Source organism: Pseudanabaena sp. PCC 7367, from assembly GCF_000317065.1.
In the GTDB taxonomy this organism is placed as follows: domain Bacteria; phylum Cyanobacteriota; class Cyanobacteriia; order Pseudanabaenales; family Pseudanabaenaceae; genus Thalassoporum; species Thalassoporum mexicanum.
Genome location: NC_019701.1, coordinates 2,001,150 through 2,019,774, shown reverse-complemented (window position 1 = coordinate 2,019,774; position 18,625 = coordinate 2,001,150). Strand labels below are relative to the sequence as shown.

15 protein-coding genes are annotated in these 18,625 nt (G+C 46.7%); 7 read left to right on the top strand and 8 right to left on the bottom strand.

Annotation, left to right across the window (positions count from 1 at the left end; genetic code table 11):
- Window positions 1-404: 404 nt before the first annotated feature.
- Window positions 405-749 carry a hypothetical protein gene (locus PSE7367_RS07960; RefSeq protein WP_015164859.1) on the bottom strand — a complete coding sequence of 115 codons (345 nt, stop codon included), beginning with the start codon at window positions 747-749 and terminating at the stop codon, window positions 405-407.
- Between the two features lie 732 nt (window positions 750-1,481).
- Between PSE7367_RS07960 and PSE7367_RS07955 the strand changes: the two genes are divergently transcribed.
- The 5 genes from PSE7367_RS07955 to nuoK all read left to right on the top strand — a co-directional run bounded on the left by PSE7367_RS07955 (window position 1,482) and on the right by nuoK (window position 5,685).
- A complete protein-coding gene (locus tag PSE7367_RS07955; protein ID WP_015164858.1) occupies window positions 1,482-2,663 on the top strand; it encodes an NAD(P)H-quinone oxidoreductase subunit H in 1,182 nt (393 codons plus the stop codon).
- A gap of 11 nt (window positions 2,664-2,674) precedes the next feature.
- Window positions 2,675-3,790, top strand: a complete 1,116-nt coding sequence (gene nuoH / locus PSE7367_RS07950) for an NADH-quinone oxidoreductase subunit NuoH (RefSeq protein ID WP_015164857.1) — start codon at window positions 2,675-2,677, stop codon at window positions 3,788-3,790.
- A gap of 125 nt (window positions 3,791-3,915) precedes the next feature.
- The gene (gene ndhI, locus PSE7367_RS07945) at window positions 3,916-4,527 is read left to right on the top strand and encodes an NAD(P)H-quinone oxidoreductase subunit I (protein WP_198013487.1); all 612 of its coding nucleotides are present in this window, start codon (window positions 3,916-3,918) and stop codon (window positions 4,525-4,527) included.
- 132 nt (window positions 4,528-4,659) lie between these two features.
- Complete coding sequence (locus PSE7367_RS07940; RefSeq protein WP_015164855.1) at window positions 4,660-5,274, top strand: NADH-quinone oxidoreductase subunit J; 615 nt, start codon at window positions 4,660-4,662, stop codon at window positions 5,272-5,274.
- A 105-nt stretch (window positions 5,275-5,379) separates the two neighbouring features.
- Window positions 5,380-5,685, top strand: a complete 306-nt coding sequence (nuoK, locus tag PSE7367_RS07935; RefSeq protein ID WP_015164854.1) for an NADH-quinone oxidoreductase subunit NuoK — start codon at window positions 5,380-5,382, stop codon at window positions 5,683-5,685.
- A gap of 21 nt (window positions 5,686-5,706) precedes the next feature.
- Here the strand turns inward: nuoK and PSE7367_RS22395 are convergent, their stop codons facing one another.
- The 7 genes from PSE7367_RS22395 to PSE7367_RS07900 all read right to left on the bottom strand — a co-directional run bounded on the left by PSE7367_RS22395 (window position 5,707) and on the right by PSE7367_RS07900 (window position 13,907).
- On the bottom strand, window positions 5,707-6,990 hold the full coding sequence (locus PSE7367_RS22395) for a chromophore lyase CpcT/CpeT (RefSeq protein WP_015164853.1): 1,284 nt from the start codon (window positions 6,988-6,990) through the stop codon (window positions 5,707-5,709).
- 162 nt (window positions 6,991-7,152) lie between these two features.
- Window positions 7,153-8,067 carry a carbon dioxide-concentrating mechanism protein CcmK gene (locus tag PSE7367_RS07925; RefSeq protein ID WP_015164852.1) on the bottom strand — a complete coding sequence of 305 codons (915 nt, stop codon included), beginning with the start codon at window positions 8,065-8,067 and terminating at the stop codon, window positions 7,153-7,155.
- A gap of 159 nt (window positions 8,068-8,226) precedes the next feature.
- Window positions 8,227-9,261, bottom strand: a complete 1,035-nt coding sequence (locus PSE7367_RS20305; protein WP_015164851.1) for a hypothetical protein — start codon at window positions 9,259-9,261, stop codon at window positions 8,227-8,229.
- 516 nt (window positions 9,262-9,777) lie between these two features.
- Entirely contained in the window at window positions 9,778-11,808 is a 2,031-nt protein-coding gene (locus PSE7367_RS07915) for a ribulose bisphosphate carboxylase small subunit (RefSeq protein WP_015164850.1), read from the bottom strand.
- An 862-nt stretch (window positions 11,809-12,670) separates the two neighbouring features.
- Window positions 12,671-12,973, bottom strand: a complete 303-nt coding sequence (locus PSE7367_RS07910) for a EutN/CcmL family microcompartment protein (protein ID WP_015164849.1) — start codon at window positions 12,971-12,973, stop codon at window positions 12,671-12,673.
- Between the two features lie 136 nt (window positions 12,974-13,109).
- Window positions 13,110-13,451 carry a carbon dioxide-concentrating mechanism protein CcmK gene (locus PSE7367_RS07905; protein ID WP_015164848.1) on the bottom strand — a complete coding sequence of 114 codons (342 nt, stop codon included), beginning with the start codon at window positions 13,449-13,451 and terminating at the stop codon, window positions 13,110-13,112.
- Window positions 13,452-13,598: 147 nt separating this feature from the next.
- Complete coding sequence (locus PSE7367_RS07900; protein WP_015164847.1) at window positions 13,599-13,907, bottom strand: carbon dioxide-concentrating mechanism protein CcmK; 309 nt, start codon at window positions 13,905-13,907, stop codon at window positions 13,599-13,601.
- An 837-nt stretch (window positions 13,908-14,744) separates the two neighbouring features.
- Here PSE7367_RS07900 and PSE7367_RS07895 point away from each other — a divergent pair.
- Together PSE7367_RS07895 and PSE7367_RS07890 are read left to right on the top strand one after the other, a co-directional pair.
- Window positions 14,745-16,643 (top strand): NAD(P)H-quinone oxidoreductase subunit F, encoded by a 1,899-nt coding sequence (locus PSE7367_RS07895; protein WP_015164846.1) that lies wholly within the window; start codon window positions 14,745-14,747, stop codon window positions 16,641-16,643.
- Window positions 16,644-16,810: 167 nt separating this feature from the next.
- Window positions 16,811-18,370, top strand: coding sequence for an NADH-quinone oxidoreductase subunit M (locus PSE7367_RS07890; protein ID WP_015164845.1), 1,560 nt, complete (start codon window positions 16,811-16,813; stop codon window positions 18,368-18,370).
- Window positions 18,371-18,625 lie beyond the last annotated feature (255 nt).

Here is an 18,625-nt window from a genome sequence, read left to right as displayed (position 1 = left end):
TGAATCTAAATACTAGTGCCAGAGTAATCATAAATTGATTAACTTAAATACGAAATCCGCATCACCTGCACCCAAGTTGCCCCAACTCCCTTATTTGATTGTAGGGCAACTCCTGGCTAGCTCATAGAAGATCCATAATAATCAGCACCCTTAGCCCAAGTAATTCAAACCCAAAAACCAGCGCGATCCGATTAAGATCTAAATATTATATTTATAAACTAGCTGTTAGATTGATTAGATTGATCTTATCGGTGTCCTCAAAAAATTCACTCAAGAATTTGCTCTAATTAACCAGACCTGAGTTGGCTTAGTTGTTTTAGTTAATTAATGCTTTTTCCTAGAACTATTAAAACTATATGGATTAACTAATTTATTTGGTTTTTAATTATGTTGCTCAAGCCATCCTATGCGGCCAGGTGATAGGAATCAGCCGCGATCGCCTCATTTGCCTCCCTAACGCTAATTTCTCTATCTATTTCTTTAATCAGTTTGGCTATGTTTAGATCTAGTAATTCAGTTTGCATTTGACGCGGAATCGGACACCAGATCCTGACCTGATTTGGTTCTTGAACTACGATCGAAAATAAGCCCGACTCCAGGTCAGCACGGCAGGCATTAATTGCATCATCTGAGTTTTTATAAGTCTCAGCAGGCAAAAATAACTGCCCTAAATAATCGATCGCTTGTTCAATACCAAGGGGCGTAATGATATCGACTAATTCGTAATCCGTAAGAGATATGAGCATCATGGCAGGGATTTAAAACTCGGCTTATTATGGTTTAAAGGTCGTCTACAGGAATTAGTATGGCTGGTTTAGCCCTATTTAGAAGTGACAAGCAACTCTAGCTATTGGTGATTGCGGATCAATGGAGGCGTGACCGCGATCACTTAATAAATGATTATGCGATCGTTAGGTTAATTGGGGCTTAGCTCCAAGTGGAACAGAAGTCATAAGTTTTGATCGAGGTTATGCTAGTTTAATATAGAGTTAAGTTTATGTATTGGCATGATAAGTAAAATTGGTAGCGCCCACATTTCATGTGAAGATATACTAGGAAATGTTAACCAGTAGCTAGTTTTAGGACTAATAATCATTTCTGCTGCCAAGGTTGCCAACCGCATCAATTGCTAAGTCATGATGCTTAGTTTTAGGCCAATTTTTGGGCTTGATCTATGGGACAAGTTGCACGGACAAGCTACATGGGCAAGTTGCATTAAAGGGTTGTGAATTTGGTCTTAGTTTTCCTAAGGGGCTAAACCAAAAGCCAAAACTTTAGATTTAGGTTTAAAGTTTTTAGCTACGATGCTCCTGGCGGGCTTAGAATACATTAGTTGAGTCAACCGTTGCTTAATTTAGATTGATTAGATTGATTGGATTAAAATACTTCAGATCAAAACACCAAGATCCAAAAGTACAAAATTTAACAGTATTAGTAGTAACAGTATTAGAAAGTAGAGTTCAATAGGGGCGATCGCAAACATGCCAATGATCGAAACCAAAGCCGAACGCATGGTCATTAATATGGGGCCTCATCACCCCTCCATGCACGGTGTATTGAGGCTTTTAGTGACCCTGGACGGGGAAAATGTAGTTGACTGTGAACCAGTGCTTGGCTACCTGCACCGCTCCATGGAGAAGATTGCCGAGAACCGCACAATTATTCAATATTTGCCCTACGTGACCCGGTGGGATTATTTAGCCACCATGTTCACCGAAGCGATTACAGTTAATGCGCCAGAAAAACTGGCCGATGTGTCTGTGCCCCGGCGGGCAAGCTACATTCGCATGATTATGCTGGAGCTAAGTCGGATCGCTTCCCACTTACTCTGGTTAGGTACATTTGTGGCTGATATTGGTGCGCAGACCCCATTTTTCTATGTGTTCCGTGAACGGGAGATGATCTACGATCTGTTCGAGGCAGCAACGGGAATGCGGATGATGCATAACTATTTCCGGATCGGCGGCGTGGCAGCGGATTTGCCCTATGGCTGGGTGGATAAATGCGAGGACTTTTGCAATTATGTGATCCCCAAGATCGACGAGTATGAACGCCTGATCACCAATAACCCCATTTTTCGCAAACGGGTAGAGGGCATTGGTACCCTCAGCCGGGAAGAAGCAATTAGCTGGGGCTTGTCTGGGCCAATGCTCAGGTCTTCGGGCGTGAAATGGGATTTGCGTAAAGTCGATCACTATGAACTTTATGATGAGCTGGATTGGGACGTGCAGTGGGAAACCGCAGGCGATTGTCTGGCTCGCTATTTGGTGCGGGTGCGCGAAATGCGTGAATCCACCAAGATGATTTTGCAATGCCTGAAGCAGCTACCGGGCGGCTCCTATGAAAACCTGGAAGCGCAACGGGTGCTGGGTGGTCCTAAGAGTGAATGGAATGGATTTGACTATCAGTTTATTGGTAAAAAATCCTCACCCACCTTCAAGGTGCCAGAAGGCGAACATTATGTGCGGGTTGAGGCTCCCAAGGGTGAGCTGGGCGTATATGTGATCGGTGACAATAATCTGTTCCCCTGGCGCTGGAAAATTCGTCCACCTGGTTTTATTAATTTGCAAGTTTTGCCCCAATTGGTTAGGGGAATGAAGGTGGCTGACATCATGGCCATTCTCGGTAGCATTGACATTATTATGGGTGAGGTGGATCGCTAGTGGACACAGCAATGGGAGGAATTGATTTACAGCAATCACTAATTGAGGTGCTGACTGGCATGGGGCTTACCCCTGGCGCGGCCAAAGCTCTGTGGATGCCGATCCCGATGGCGGTGATCGTGCTGGTGGTGACGATCGGCGCATTGGTCTGTACCTGGCTGGAGCGCAAGGTATCAGCGGCGGCACAACAACGAATTGGACCAGAATATGCTGGACCATTTGGGATCTTGATCCCGATCGCTGACGTGGCCAAGCTCCTCACCAAACAGGATGTGGTTTCAGCTAGCTCTGATCCGATTCTATTTACCCTTGGCCCGGTAATTGTATTTATATCGATCTTCTTTTGTTTTCTGGTGGTGCCATTTGGCCAGAATTTATTGATTTCCGATCTGGGTACGGGCATTTTCTTTATTATTGCGGTTTCCAGCATTGCACCAATTGGTTTGCTCATGGCTGGTTATTCGTCTAACAACAAGTATTCTTTGCTGGGTGGGCTGCGGGCTGCGGCTCAGTCGATCAGCTATGAAATTCCCCTAGCGCTGGCAGCCTTGGCGATCGCCATGATGTCCAATGGCCTGAGTACCGTAGACATTGTCAACCAACAGGCCGACTTAGGGATTGTGTCCTGGAATGTGTGGCGGCAACCGATCGGGTTTGTGATTTTTCTGATTGCGGGCTTAGCCGAATGTGAGCGGATGCCCTTTGACCTACCAGAGGCAGAAGAAGAACTGGTGGCAGGCTATCAAACCGAATATACCGGTATGAAATTTGCCCTGTTCTATGGTGGCTCCTATGCCAACTTGCTCCTGACTGGCTTGCTGGTGGCGGTGCTTTTTTTGGGTGGCTGGGAGTTACCTGTGCCGGTTGATGCGATCGGTGGGTGGTTGGGGATCAGCCCTGATACAGCCTGGTGGCAAGTAATTGCTGGATTCCTGGGCATTACCGCTACCTTGCTCAAAGCCTATTTCTTTATTTTTCTGGCGATTCTGTTGCGCTGGACTGTGCCCAGGGTGCGGATCGACCAACTACTGGATTTGGGCTGGAAATTCCTGTTACCGATTAGCTTAGTTAATCTGTTGATCACAGCAGCGCTGAAGTTGAGTTTCCCCATGTTTTTTGGCGGTTAGTTGGGCTGATTTATTTGCTACATAGTTGCGACATAGTAGCGATCGCTAAGTTAGTTAGTTAGTTAGTTAGTCCTAAGTTCTAGCTCCCAACCTTGGAAGATATAGAGTGAAAAGTACGAACCATGATGAAATTTTTAAGCCAAGTTGGCGATTATGTTAAAGAGGCTGGCCAAGCCGCTAAATATATTGGCCAGGGCATGGCGGTTACCTTCGATCACATGCGCCGCCGCCCAATTACGGTGCAATATCCTTACGAAAAGCTGATCCCATCGGAGCGGTTCCGGGGTCGGATTCACTTTGAATTTGACAAGTGCATCTCCTGCGAGGTCTGCGTGCGGGTTTGCCCAATTAACCTACCCGTAGTCGATTGGGAATTTAATGCCGAAATCAAGAAAAAAGAGCTGCGCAGCTACAGCATTGACTTTGGTGTATGTATTTTCTGTGGCAACTGCGTTGAGTTCTGCCCCACTAATTGCCTATCAATGACGGAAGAATATGACTTAACCGTCTACGATCGCCATCAGCTTAATTTTGATAACGTGGCGATGGGCAGGATGCCAACCAAGGTAACCGAAGATCCAATGGTGACCCCATTGCGGGAACTGGCCTATTTGCCCAAGGGTGAAATGGAGCCCCATAATGTTTCCCATACTGAGCGACGCGCCGGTAAGCGCCCCGAAGAAATCATTGATGAAGCAATGAGTGACCCCAAGCCCCCTGCCTCTGAATCTGAGTAGGAGCAAAGCTTTAAAAGCTTTAAATCAATTGCACTTTGAACCCCTCTGGGTTTAACCTAGTAACCTAGGACAAGCTAAATCAAATCGAGTTACTTAAATTAAATTGCCTAAATTGCTGAGGACAAGCCAAATATGAATTTGGGAGATGGTGTTCAAGTTGTATCCCTGGTTGTGCTGTGCGCATTGATGATCGCCTCAGCGATGGGAGTTGTGTTACTGCAAAATATCGTTTACTCCGCCTTTTTGCTGGCGCTGGTATTTTTCTCCATGTCTGGCATGTATATCCTGCTGAATGCTGACTTCGTAGCGGCAGCACAGATTTTGATCTATGTGGGTGCGGTTAACGTTTTGATTCTGTTTGCGATCATGCTGGTGAACAAACGCGAGGAATATAAGCAACTTCAATTTGGCCTATTGCGAAATGGCATTACAGCGATCGTCTGTCTAGCGATCTTTGGCCTGCTCAGTGTCACGGTTACATCCACTGATTGGGTCACAGCCTTTAGTGTTGCTAAGTTCCCCTCTACCCTGGTGGTAATTGGTCAACATTTCTTTAGTGATTATTTGTTGCCCTTTGAGCTAGCTTCGGTATTGCTGTTGATCGCCCTGATTGGTGCGATTATTCTGGCGCGCCGTGAATTTGTGCCCGATGCCTCAACCCAAACCCCTGAAGTAGCGGAGACAGACGAGTCTTTGGCCTTGTTAGAGCGCCCCCGCGAGCAGTTGGCAGGCAGTGCTGACAAGTAGTCACTTAAGCATTAAATAAGCATTAAAAAATTCCAGATTGCATCTCTCTGCATCGCTGAGCAGACGCTTAAAAATAGAGCAAAACAGAGCAAAAGTAGAAATAAAATGAGTTTAGAAGCTTTCCTAATCGTTGCCGCCGCTCTTTTCTGCATTGGTATTTATGGCCTGATCACCAGCCGTAATGCAGTGCGCGTGTTGATGTCGATCGAATTGATGCTGAATGCAGTCAACCTTAATTTGATGGCATTTTCCAACTATGTTGATTCCGACAATATTCGCGGTCAGGTGTTTGCCGTATTTGTGATTACGGTGGCGGCGGCCGAAGCTGCGGTGGGCTTGGCGATCGTGTTGTCGATCTACCGTAGCCGCGACACGGTGGACATGGAGCAGTTTAATCTACTGCGTTGGTAGCAGCTAGAGATAGCTCTTAACTTAAGGCTCAACTGGTTTGTAGATATAAAAGCCGGACTCTGAACCTGCTACTTGGCGACTTCGTCCATCATACCAACGCTCCCAGAATTCAAGTTGACTATCGCTAAGCCGACTGTCGATCGTGATGTAGGTAGACCCCCTAAACTGACTGGGGCAACCGCTGTCGGGGGTAGTGCCAACATAATAATCACTTTCTTGTTGATAGGTGATCTGGCATTCACGCTGGCCAATTTGTGTGGCAGTCAGCACTTTCCCTGAGGCAGGGCGATCGCAAAAATCAGCAAAATCGCCATCGACTAGCTTATAGGTAACCATTCTAAAGCTGTTGTCAGGTGCGGGTAATCGATATAAATGGGCAACACGTTGGCTGGCAAACTTCAGCTCTGGTGAATTTGCGGCCTGCTCCAAGACCATCACCTGAGTTCCGGTGGGGAAAAGTTCATCTGGTTCAATATTCACTACACAGTTATTGAACCGCACTGGCAGAAAAGTTGGATCACTTTGCTGCTGTTCCGCATTATTAAACTTACCGCTCAACATTGCCGCGATCTGATTCAGTTGCGCATCCTGACTGGCTGGATTGATATCTTTAAACTTATAGCTGCTGTCATCTGCGCCCCAAACCTGCTTACCGGAAGCATCAAAACCGCGATCCCAGGTTTCCATCTCCCCATCAGTGAGCAGAATTTTATTGGTGATTTTGACCGCACCCCGAAAATTAGTTGGGCAACCTTCAGGGGGAGTGGAGCCTATGTATCGATAGTAATTGCCGTACTGATCGCGCTCAGCATCTAAACTCAAGAAAACGCTGCATAGTGCCTCGCCTAGTTCCGCTTGCGATACCTGTCTAGCCTCTGGCTCCCGATTACATAGACCAATCCAACGATCGCTGACAGCAGGACGAAAAGACCGCGACTCTACTTGCTTGCCATCTTTGCTGGGCGCAATGCGTAAGAAACGCTGCCGATAGGGTTGTTCTAGTTTGGTGGAAATTGCTTGCTCTTGATAGAGGAAAATTACTGACTCTTTTGGCTCTCGATCGATTACCTCCACTACACAAGTAGTCATCCGCACATCAGCGACATCCCGATTAGCGATCGCCGCCGCCGAGGTATCCATTGCCCCAATCAAATAATCCGCAACTTGCTGCACTTGGCGATCGATCGGTATGACCTCAAGCTCAGCAGCGATCGCATCATGTTTGGCATAGATTGCCCAGATGTTTAAGGTAATCAACCCAACGCAAAAACTACCAACCGCTAGCCCAATTCTATTTCGAGTCACAATTAATTAAACCTATAGCCGAACCAGGAGATCGCTGATCCCCAGCCCTGACATTATGCAACTATTCAACAAAACCAGTATAGACAGCCCCGCTCGATCGCTGCAATAATTGCCCCTGGCTACTTTGGCAAACTTTACAAACCAAATTAAAGCCTATTGCTCTTATTTATCAGTGTCTTGGCGATCGTCCAGCCATTTAAGATCCGGCAATTCTAGTAGTTCTGGTTCTGGCGGTGACTCGGTTGGTAACTCAATTAAGTCCCTTTGCTCTTGAAGCTGAAGCTCAGGCAATTCAACCAGCTCTTTTTGTTGCTTCTTAACCTGCAAGGGAATTTTGAGCGGTACGGGCTGCGGAATTTCTTCGAGCCAATATTGCGCCGTGGGCAAGGTCATTTCTAGATCATCAAGGGGGCGAGGAATTACCATTACGGCATTTAATTCACCGATCCGCTCAGCCTCATGCATGCCTGCTTCAATCGCGATCGCCACATCGGCCACATTGCCGCGAATAATTGCTGTGCATAACCCTGCCCCGATCGATTCATAGGCTCCCAAATGCACATCCGCCGACTTGAGCATCGCATCCGCTGCCCCCACCATCGCCGGGAAGCCACGGGTTTCAATCAGGCCGATCGACATATTACTAAGTCGGCTGCGCTGGGTGAGGCGATCTTGTAGAAACTGCTTGGCGATCTTGCTGCCAAAGGGTAAAACCGATTCCAGATTGGGCATGGGGCGAGGAATCACCGTTGCCGACACCAACTGTTCAAACTTCTCTGCGGTTTCGATCCCAGCCTGCACTGCTATGCGCACATCAGCAATCCGCCCTCGTACCACTGCCGTACAATAGCCCTGGCCAATTTTTTCATAGCCCACCAGCAGCACCCCAGAGGCCTTGAGCATCATATCAGCGGTACCCACCACAGCCGGAAAACTACGGGTAGAAACCAGACCAACCGCACTCTCGGATAATTTATCCAGTTGCTCGATCAATCGCGCCGCCTTATTGTTTTGATGGTCTGGCGATCGCGGTTGAATTTGGCGGTGTTGTTGGGATTGGGGCTTTAGCTGGTGCATCTTCGGTCACCTCGTGGGATTTAGGAATTATATGCAGGAGCAGGGTGCATATAAAAAATTGCTTGAGACTATGGTTTACCCTGATTCTAGTCTATATGATTATTCTAGGCTCTATTCTATTGGTTCGGAAGCTCAATCGGGTAACGATTTAAAACTTAACTACAAGCGATCGCCACTATCCCCAGCATCCTGTTCGAGATTGGGCTGCGGCAATTGTTGGCTAATTTGGCGATGGGGTAGCATCACCCCCAGAATTTGCTCCACATAGGCTTTACCATATACCTTCCCATTTGGACTGCCATTATTATTAATCACGGGCTCTGGCGCGATCGGTTGAACTGGTTCGATCGGTGGGATTAATGGCTTAAGCGTGGGATCAACAAAAGTGGATGCAGTACCAGGATTAGCAATGGGATCAACTGGCTCAACGGTCGCAGGAGTGAATTGATTGGGTGCGATCGATTGGCTTGTTTGATCCTTGGCCGAGCTATGATCAGAATTAAAAGAATTATCAGGATTTAATGACGAGTTGGGCAGCGATGGCGCATAGGTGGGCGGATTAATCGCCAGGGGTGAAATGCTTATTTTCGCTTCATTAAAGGTAGTTTTGGTGGTGGCTAGCTCTGGTAAAAGGCTGCCCAGATCTGGTTTGGAATCTAGCTTGGGATCAAGTTTGGTGTCAGGTTGAACATTACGATCGATCGCACTTTGCGGAATGCTCGACCCGATCGGCAATGCCTGAGTGGATAAATTTTGTTGCGCTGGAGATTCTACTAATTTAGATGCAGCTTTAGATGCAACTTCAATTGCTCGACCGCGATCGCCCAGGAGCGAACCAGTAGCCACCATTTCACCGGAATTTACTGAGCAATTAAAAATTGTCGTCGCTGCACCAATGCAGGCACTCGCACCGATCGCCCCCCGGCCAATGATTAAAACTCCCGCGCCCAGGGTCACGCCATCCTCAATTTTAAGATTGCCACCATAGGCTTTGATCACACAGCCCATGCCAATACAAACGCCTGCACCAATCTTGATCCGACTACCAACCGCAGCCTGAATGATTACCCCGGCAGCGATCGTAGCGGTGGGATCAATTTCCACATCGCCGCCAACCATCGGCTCAAAGATAGACTCGGTGAGTTGAGTTGGCGCTATGTCTGTTAATGAAATTGAAGCTGGGTAATTTTGCATCACACCACAAACAACCGGAACGAAATAGAGCAGATTACTTAAATTACTTAAACCACCTAAATCACCTATAAAAAAGTCCCGCTCTCGTTAAGTGCACGAAGTAAGTGCATTAAGCATATTGCTACTCAACGATAATTTCGGGAACCTAGCTAGGAAATTAAAGGTTTTAAATCACCCTGGCAATGCTCCCAGAGAAGCGATCGCCTGACAGAATTTAGATAACAAAAGTTATGTATGCATTGCGGTGGCCAAGTTAATTAGACCTAGGCGTAATCAGTATAAACAAAAGTCTATTTTTAGGTTTAGGTTTAGCTTGATGCTTAAGGCCAGCATGACTAGGTTTGCAAAGTAGCCAGGAATGGAAATGGTACTAATACTAATTGAGATCAAGCAAATTATTACTTTTACTTAAATTGCGATCCCAGGCATCAGCACCATTCACTTAACTTCCTAACCTCGATTTTGATTGGTTGAGGCGCAGGATAATCAATCAATCGATCGCCTGCAAGCTCAGTTCTACTTACCAGGGCGCTGGATCAATAGCTCGCTCACCCGCTTTCTGGCCTTCGGGTCAACCCCAACTAAGCGCACATATTCGCCAGAATGCTCGGATAGCAAAGAGCTAATTGAAGCTACGGCGGCGTTGTAATTGCCTGCCTCGATCGCAGGGCCCGTATTCCAAGCACTGGCACGGAAGCGGCGTTGATCGGCATATTCAGTGCTGATTTTCAGACCCTGCGCCAGAAGTTGCCGGATTTGTTGTTCAACTTCGGCATTGAGGCCACCACCAGAACTGCCATAGCCATTACCGCTGCCATTGCTACTACTACTAGAACTGCTGCTGTAGCCGTTGTTAGATGGTTGACTATTGCGACTATTGCTATTGATAGACTTACCATTCGGCTGCTGTACCACAACTTCAGAGATGCGGCGTTTGGCATTGGGATCTACGCCAATTAGTTTGACATATTCACCATTGTGCTCAGACAGGAAAGCTCTTAGATCTTTGACTACCGAGGAGGCTTGGCTGCCTTGGAAAGATGGGCCAGTGTTCCAGGCACTAGCGCGATGACGGCGTTCATCGGCATATTCGATCGCAATTTTTAAGCCCTGCGACAGAATTTGCTGTACTTGCTGGTGCAGATCGCCAGTGGCCACGGAACTAGAACCAGATCGGCTACTAGAAGACCGATTGGCAGGAGTAGCAAAGCCCTTGCCACCACTACTCGATCGCACCGCTCGGCCATCTGCATATTGAATAATTTCTTCAAAGGCTCTGGTACGCGCCTGGGCATCCACGCCAATTAGTTTGACATATTCACCACGATGCTCGGCCAGGAATTGATTTACGCCATTGAGCACAGTATTACTATTGGCTGCACCAAAGCTGGGGCCAGTATTCCAGGCATTGGCCTTAAACCTACGCTTATCGGCATGTTCCAGGCTGATGCGATAACCCTGGTTAACCAATTGTTGAATTTGCGATTGCAGATCGCTAGACCCACCGCCACCAGCGCTAACACTATTCTGGCTATAACTATTGCTGCTAGAGCTGGAATAATTACCACTACTACTAGAGGAGAACTGGGCAGGGCGATCGCCAGGGCGTTGGATAATTTTTTCCATCACTCGGCTTTTTGCTTTGGGATCAATGCCGATCAGGCGAACATAGTCACCCGCATGTTCAGCAAGGCAATTTTCGAGTTCGCGCAGCACCTGGGATTCTTGAATCGATTCGATCGGCGCACAGCTTTGCCAGGAATTGATCCTGAAGCGACGTTGATCCACGTGCTCAGTGCCAATTCGATAGCCGGCAGACAAAAGCTGCCTCACATCTTGTACTACTTCTGAGTTGAGTTGCATTTCGGTTGATTGACTACTATAACTATTGGGATTGGAAGATCCTTGGGTGTAGGAATTTTGTAAATGGGTGCGAAAATCAGCTAGGCAAACGTTACTTTCTGCACATTGGTAGCCCGATCGCAGTGCCTCATTTATCCCCACCACATGATGGGCAAATTCCACATCATCCTTATTGACGTTGGGAAGGCGATCGGCCTGTTGTTGGGTAGTGATGATCGCCCCAGAGGGCACATACTTACCAGGTGGGATTTCAACATCCTGAATTAACACATGCATCATCACAATGCAGCCATCGCCAACCTTGGCATTAAAAACCGTGGAGCGAAAGCCAATAAAGCAATCGTCGCCCACATAGCAGGGCCCATGCACCAGGGCTTTATGGGTAATTGAGGAGTTTTCGCCTACCCACACTGAATAGTCTTTGCCATCATTGCCCTTAATGCGGCCTTGTTCGAGGCCATGAATTACCACGCCATCTTGGATGTTGGTGCCAGAACCAATATAAAAGGGCGTACCCTCGTCGGCTCTGACTGAAGTGCCTGGCGCGATCAAGACATTAGCACCAATTTTCACATCTCCAATCACATAGGAAGAGGGGTGAATATAGGAACTTTCATGGATTTGGGGATTGGTCAGGGTAGGTGACCAAGGTGTGGGTGGGGCGGGGGCGCGGCGGGATGGCATAACTGTTTCTCCTACTATGTTGCTCTGAGTTGCTCTGCTCTGCACTAAAATCCATCCACTCATGAGGCTGGATCAGTTTTGGGCGGGTAGTAGGTGGGAGAGACTCCCTCATCTACTTGATTTGGGACGATCGCAATCACAATTAATCCCGACAAGGCTTAACAAGTGGCGATCGATCGCTAATACTACAAATGCTGATGAATACACGAATTAAGTAAAATTAATATATAAATTAAGTAAATTGAGCCAGTTAACTAATTTGCAAAACCATATAAAACAAACTATTTATTTACTTGATTCATCTACGAGAGGATTAACTTGGGATTTGAATCAACTGCAACCGCTTAACTCACAACCAATAATTAAGCTGAATTAAAGCTAGCGATCGGATTGCATTTGGCAGTTTGGCTATATTTTGTTTGGTTATATTTAGAGTTGTTATTTATATTTACCTAGTTATGGATCTAGTTATTGATTATTGATTGGCGATTATCGATCAATCACTGTTGCGAATGCATTGGTAATTACAAATAATCTGGCCAATAAATTTCCAATCAACTAGATTGAATCGCTGAATTGATCGACTAATAAGGTTGGGAACGATGCAGGTTGAAATCTAAAAATCGGAAATAATCGGAAATAATAGGTTGATTTAGGCACACCAAATGTTTATATCGATGGGCATTAAATCCTTTGGCTGAGTCCTTTAGCTGAGTTGAATCACTGCTTAGCTGAGCGGCTAAATACACCAAAAAATAGATTTAAGGGCAAATATTTAGCGATCAGCCAGAGTATCTCAGAGCATTACCAATCAGTTTGGCTTAATTTGACCCATTCTCAAGGCATTTCAAGTATTTAGTAGCTAGCGATACGAATCCTTCTTGCTATAGAGCAGAGAATTATCCACAGAAACTGTGTCAATAATTCCTACCACCAGAGCATCAAGCGGTCGATGTTCACCACCTTGGAACTGACGCGCTGCACTACCTCTACTCACTAATACCCATTCATCAACACCAGCCCCTACCACATCTGCGGCTACCTCATAGTTTGGTTGTAATTGCCCCTGGTCATCGATCATTTGCAAAAACAAAAATTTGGTGCCTTGCAAACTTGGATCTTTCTGGGTGCTGACAATCGTGCCGCGAACTTTGGCAATCTGCATTAGGTTAATTTCTATGTATCTAGGATTAAATATCCAGGTTTCAGATAGAATATCCAGATTTCAAATAGCTATATGCCTAAATGAATGGGCTGGGATTCAGGTTCATAAACTGGGCTAATTAGCTTAATTGCTTAGCCTAGCGAGTAGAAGGAAGCGATCGACCAGTCACACTCTCGCGGAACTGTTCGACTTCCTCGGTATAGCTCATCGGCAGCACATACTCAAGGTTTTCATGGGGACGCGCAATGATATGAGTAGATAGCACCTGACCACCATTAACGCGTTTGATATTCTCTACGCCAGCGGCAACCGAAGCTTGCACCTCAGAGACATCCCCTCGCACAATCACGGTAACGCGACCGCTGCCAATTTTTTCGTAGCCCACCAGAGTTACTCTGGCAGCCTTAACCATGGCATCCGCTGCTTCTACAACAGCAGGGAACCCTAAGGTTTCAATCATTCCTACGGCGATCGACATGAACTTTTAATTCCTAATAACGCTAAACCTAAATATTGAGAATTGATTAAGCAAGCCTTGGCAATTTCGAGGCTGAATAGCTAGTAATCACAATTGCTTGAGCAGCGATCGGGCTTCCTACCAGCAAATTGCCAGTGCTAGGTTAGGCTAGGTGCGGAACTGTTCGACTTCCTCGGTATAGCTCATTGGCAATACATACTCAAGGTTCTCGTGGGGACGCGCAATGATGTGGGTAGATAGTACCTGACCACCATTAACCCGCTTGACGTTCTCTACGCCAGCAGCTACTGAAGCCTGAACTTCAGATACATCGCCACGCACAATTACGGTAACGCGACCACTACCGATCTTTTCATAGCCCACCAGAGTTACTCTGGCAGCCTTGACCATGGCATCTGCGGCTTCTACAACGGCAGGGAAACCCAAGGTTTCGATCATTCCTACGGCGATTGGCATTTTAATTCTCCTTCGATTCAAACAAATTTGTGTAATTCAAAAGCTAGAGGCAAGCGGTTAGATTAAACCGTGAATTTGGCCACGAGAATAACCCCCCTCACTCCAGCAAAATGAGAGATCCAGTTGGAAGATGCATAGACTTGCATTTAAACAAAGCATAGGGTTACACAGTCCTATTTGACAATATAAATCAAAATGATTATTTTTAATCTTTTGTATTAGTAAAGTTAATTAATAATCCAATGAGTGCTCACTACAGCTTTTGCGATTAAACTGCGATCGATCCTGTGGACTCATGTCTAGCTCAATCCACCTCTTATTTGCTTAACAAAAGTTAATTTGGCTAGCCCAATCAGAACCGTTGAAATTGGGTAACCAATAGTTCGGCGGCGATCGGCACTTTGTGTGCCATATTTTGGGTTGTGGTTAGAACTAAAGTGGGATCAAGATTTTCCCTGATGAGATTCCAGACATTTCAATCAGTTTGCTGTGATAGCAGTAATTGGGTTAAATTTAGAGATGCTTAGGGATGCGTTGGTGCGGCTCGCATTAACTTTTGCTGTTAAGTTGGCGGTGGTTGTTTACCAGCTCCAAGCCTTGCTTAGCAATAAATTAAACCTTCCTTCGTTCTAGATTAGCTAAATTAGATTTTCAAATCAAAGCAGCAACTTGAAATCTCTTTCAGGAAACTTATTTTTAACCTATTTTTGTTAGATCGCTAGTTTCAACCTCCTTAATCCGAGTATTAAACGGCAATTCTATTTCATGATTTATCTTCATAAAACCAAGTTTATATTTCTGTTTTCAGCCCTTTTTTAGATATTGTTTTAAGTCTACATGAATCAGTTTTTGCTCCAAACCAGTTGGTGTGTGCCTTTCTATTGTTTGCTTGGTGCGATCGCTACGGTGCCCTGGTCGGCAGGCATAGTTCACCGCACTGGTCAGCGGCCGGCCGCCTATTTGAATATTCTGATGACGCTGCTGGCGCTATTGCATAGCATAGTTAGCATGGCCGCAATCTGGGGGCAACCTGTGCAAAGGCTAGATTTTAGCTGGTTTCAAGTGGCTGATTTTAGCCTGGATTTCACCATGGAGCTATCAGAGGTAAGTATTGGCGCAACGGTGCTGGTGACTGGCCTGAGTCTGCTGGCACAGGTGTTTGCATTGGGCTACATGGAAAAAGACTGGAGCTTGGGGCGATTCTATGCCCTGATGGGCTTCTTTGAAGGGGCGATGATTGGGTTGGCGCTCAGTGATTCGCTCTTGCTCAGCTATGCGCTACTGGAGATGTTAACCCTGTCAACTTATCTGCTGGTGGGGTTTTGGTATGCACAACCGCTAGTGGTTACGGCGGCTCGTGATGCCTTCTTGACCAAACGGGTGGGCGATCTGCTCTTGCTGATGAGTGTGGTGGCGTTATCTTGTCTAGCTGGTAGTCTAAGCTTCAGCGATCTAGAAACATGGGCGCTTTCCGATGCCCCAAATCAACTATTGAATCCATTTACCACCAGTCTGCTCTGTCTGGGGCTCACTGCCGGACCGATCGGTAAATGTGCCCAGTTCCCATTGCATTTGTGGCTAGATGAAGCAATGGAAGGGCCTAATCCGGCTTCGATTTTACGAAATTCCCTGGTGGTCGGTAGTGGTGCCTATGTATTAATCAAGCTGCAACAGGTGTTGGCATTATCGCCGATCGCCCTGGATTTTTTGATTGTGATTGGTGTGATCACAGCGGTGGGTAGTTCTTTTGTGGCGATCGCCCAAATTGATATTAAGCGCGCCCTCTGTCATTCCACCAGTGCATTTCTGGGGTTGGTCTTTATTGGCGTAGGCTTGCAGTGGACTGAGTTCGCACTGTTGATGTTTTTTGTCCATGCGATCGCCAAAGCCCTATTGTTTATGAGTATTGGCTCAGTCATTAACACCACCAGTGGTCAAAATATGACCGAGATGGGTGGTTTGTGGTCGCGGATGCCGGCTACTACCACTGCGTTTGTGGTTGGTTCCGCTGGTCTAACCGCTTTATTCCCGCTTGGTGCCTACTGGGTGATGTGGCTGGGGACACAAGCTTTCTGGTATAACGAGCCCATAATTTTCCTGGTGCTGATTGCAGTCAATACCCTGACTATGATGAATCTGACCAGGGTATTCAGGCTGGTCTTTTGGGGTGAGCCCCGCCAGAAAACCCGTCGTGCGCCGGAGGTGATCTGGCCGATGTCTTTGGCAATGGTCAGCTTGAGCATTGTTACCCTGCTAGTGCCATTGATCATGTTGAATCTGGGCATGTTTCCACAAATCATGGAAATTAATCTGTGGCCATTGGCAGTCATGCTTGGCTCTAGTTGCCTGGGGGCGATCGTGGGTAGCAAGATTTATCTACATCGGAATTTGTCTCGCCCGATGAATCTCTACCAGCGGATGTTACAGGACTTTTTTGCCTACGATCTCTACATCGATCGCCTCTATCGCGTTACGATCGTTGGCTTGGTTAGTTTGGTCTCACGCCTGAGTGCCTGGTTCGATCGCATCATTGTTGATGGTGTGGTCAACTTGGCGGGCATCACCACTATTTTTGGTGCCGAGGGCTTGAAATACAACGTATCTGGCCAACTGCAATTATATGTATTGGTGATCTTCCTGAGCCTGTCATTACTGGTATTACTCCTGGCCAACTGGTCATCATTTAATGCGGTCGTGAACATATTGCCAATGCTCAAAGGTCTGATTCAGGTTTAGGAAGGAGTATCTAGATACAGCAAGATAGATACAGGCAGATCTAAATATTTAGTGGGTGTAAATATCAATTAGTTAGAGTAGTTAGAGCCAAATATTAGATCCAGGCTCAGGCTTGATTCTTGATGATTAGATGTAGTTATAGGGCGAAGGGTTAGAGAGAAAGATAGATGCTTAATTTTGGAATCTGGTGGCCAGTTTTGGGGGCTTTGGTGATCTGCCTATGGCCGATCGAAATGGATGGTAAGCGATTGCGTCAGGTGGCTTTAGCCTTTGCGATCGCTGCTGGGGTCTGGAGTTTGGTGCTAGCTTCCCAGTTTGCCCTGGACAACACCGGGATGCAGTTTGAGTTCTATTTGCCCTGGATTGAACCGTTAGGACTTTCCTATAGCTTGGGCGTGGATGGCATCTCGCTGCCGTTGGTGGTACTCAATACGGTGCTCACGGCGATCGCCATTTATAGCAGTGCTGAAAAACGCGATCGACCCAGGTTCTACTATGCCCTGCTCTTGATTTTGAGTGGTGCAGTAACGGGTGCTTTTCTGGTGCAAAACTTTTTGCTGTTTTTCCTGTTCTACGAACTAGAACTAATCCCACTTTATTTGTTGATCGCCATCTGGGGTGGACAAAAACGGGGTTATGCAGCCACCAAATTCTTGATCTATACTGCGATCTCTGGAGCCCTGGTCTTGGCTTCTTGCTTTGGCTTGGCCTGGCTCAGCAATTCCTTTAACTTTGACTATGCCAATCTCGCTAACAATGTTTTGCCAATCGGTCAGCAAGTTATTTTATTGGTGTTGCTATTGGTGGGTTTCGGGATCAAAATCCCGCTGGTACCACTGCATACCTGGCTACCGGATGCCCATGTAGAAGCCTCTACCCCGATTTCGGTTTTGCTGGCGGGCGTGCTATTAAAACTGGGTACCTATGGCATTTTGCGGTTTGGCCTGGGACTATTCCCCGATGCCTGGCAATTGTTGGGCCCGTGGCTAGCAATCTGGGCAGTGATCAGTGTGTTGTATGGGTCATTTAATGCGATCGCCCAGACCGACATGAAAAAGATGGTGGCCTATAGTTCGATCGGTCATATGGGCTTTGTGTTGTTGGCTCTGGCTGCTGCTACCCCCCTTAGCACAGTGGCTGCGATCATGCAAATGGTGACCCATGGATTGATCTCGGCGATGCTGTTTTTGCTGGTGGGGGTGGTGTATGCCAAAACCGGCACCAGGGATATTAATGTTCTCAAGGGGTTACTCAATCCAGAACGGGGTTTGCCGATCATTGGTAGTCTGATGATTATTGGGGTGATGGCGAGCGCTGGTACACCTGGTATGGCTGGATTTATTTCTGAGTTTGTGGTGTTCCGCAGCAGCTTTGCAGTATTTCCTGCTCAAACCTTGCTCTCAATGCTGGGAACAGCCCTCACGGCAGTATATTTTCTATTGCTGGTCAACCGGGCTTTCTTTGGTCGTTTGGCTCCGGAGGTGCAGCATTTACCCAGGGTGGATTGGCACGATCGCATTCCGGCAATTGTGTTGGCGGTCTTGGTGGTGGTATTTGGGGTGCTGCCCAATTGGTTGACCCGCTGGAGCGAAACCAGTGCGATCGCCATGTTTCCGGCTCATGATGGCAAGAGTATGGCTTTGATCGATCGATCGCAACAGGCACTAAATCCTGCTGCGACTAGTTTGGCGCTTGAATTACCTGCCCTTGAATCACCTGCCCCCTAAGCCTAAAGTCTCAAGTCTCAATCCTGGCGGCGAGGCTTTTACATTGGGAATTAAATTGGTTAAATATTGCGGAAATTAAGAATTTGAAGCACTTTAATTCTTGCCAGTTTAAGGCCATCACAAGGCTCTCAAATAGTCTAGTCTCGATCTCCTAAAGTCCTGACACTGGGTATCAGCTAGCGATCAATTAGTGCGGTTAGTGCGGTGAAATAGCTAGATAGTTAGCTCCAACTAAAAAAATTGAATTAGCAAAGG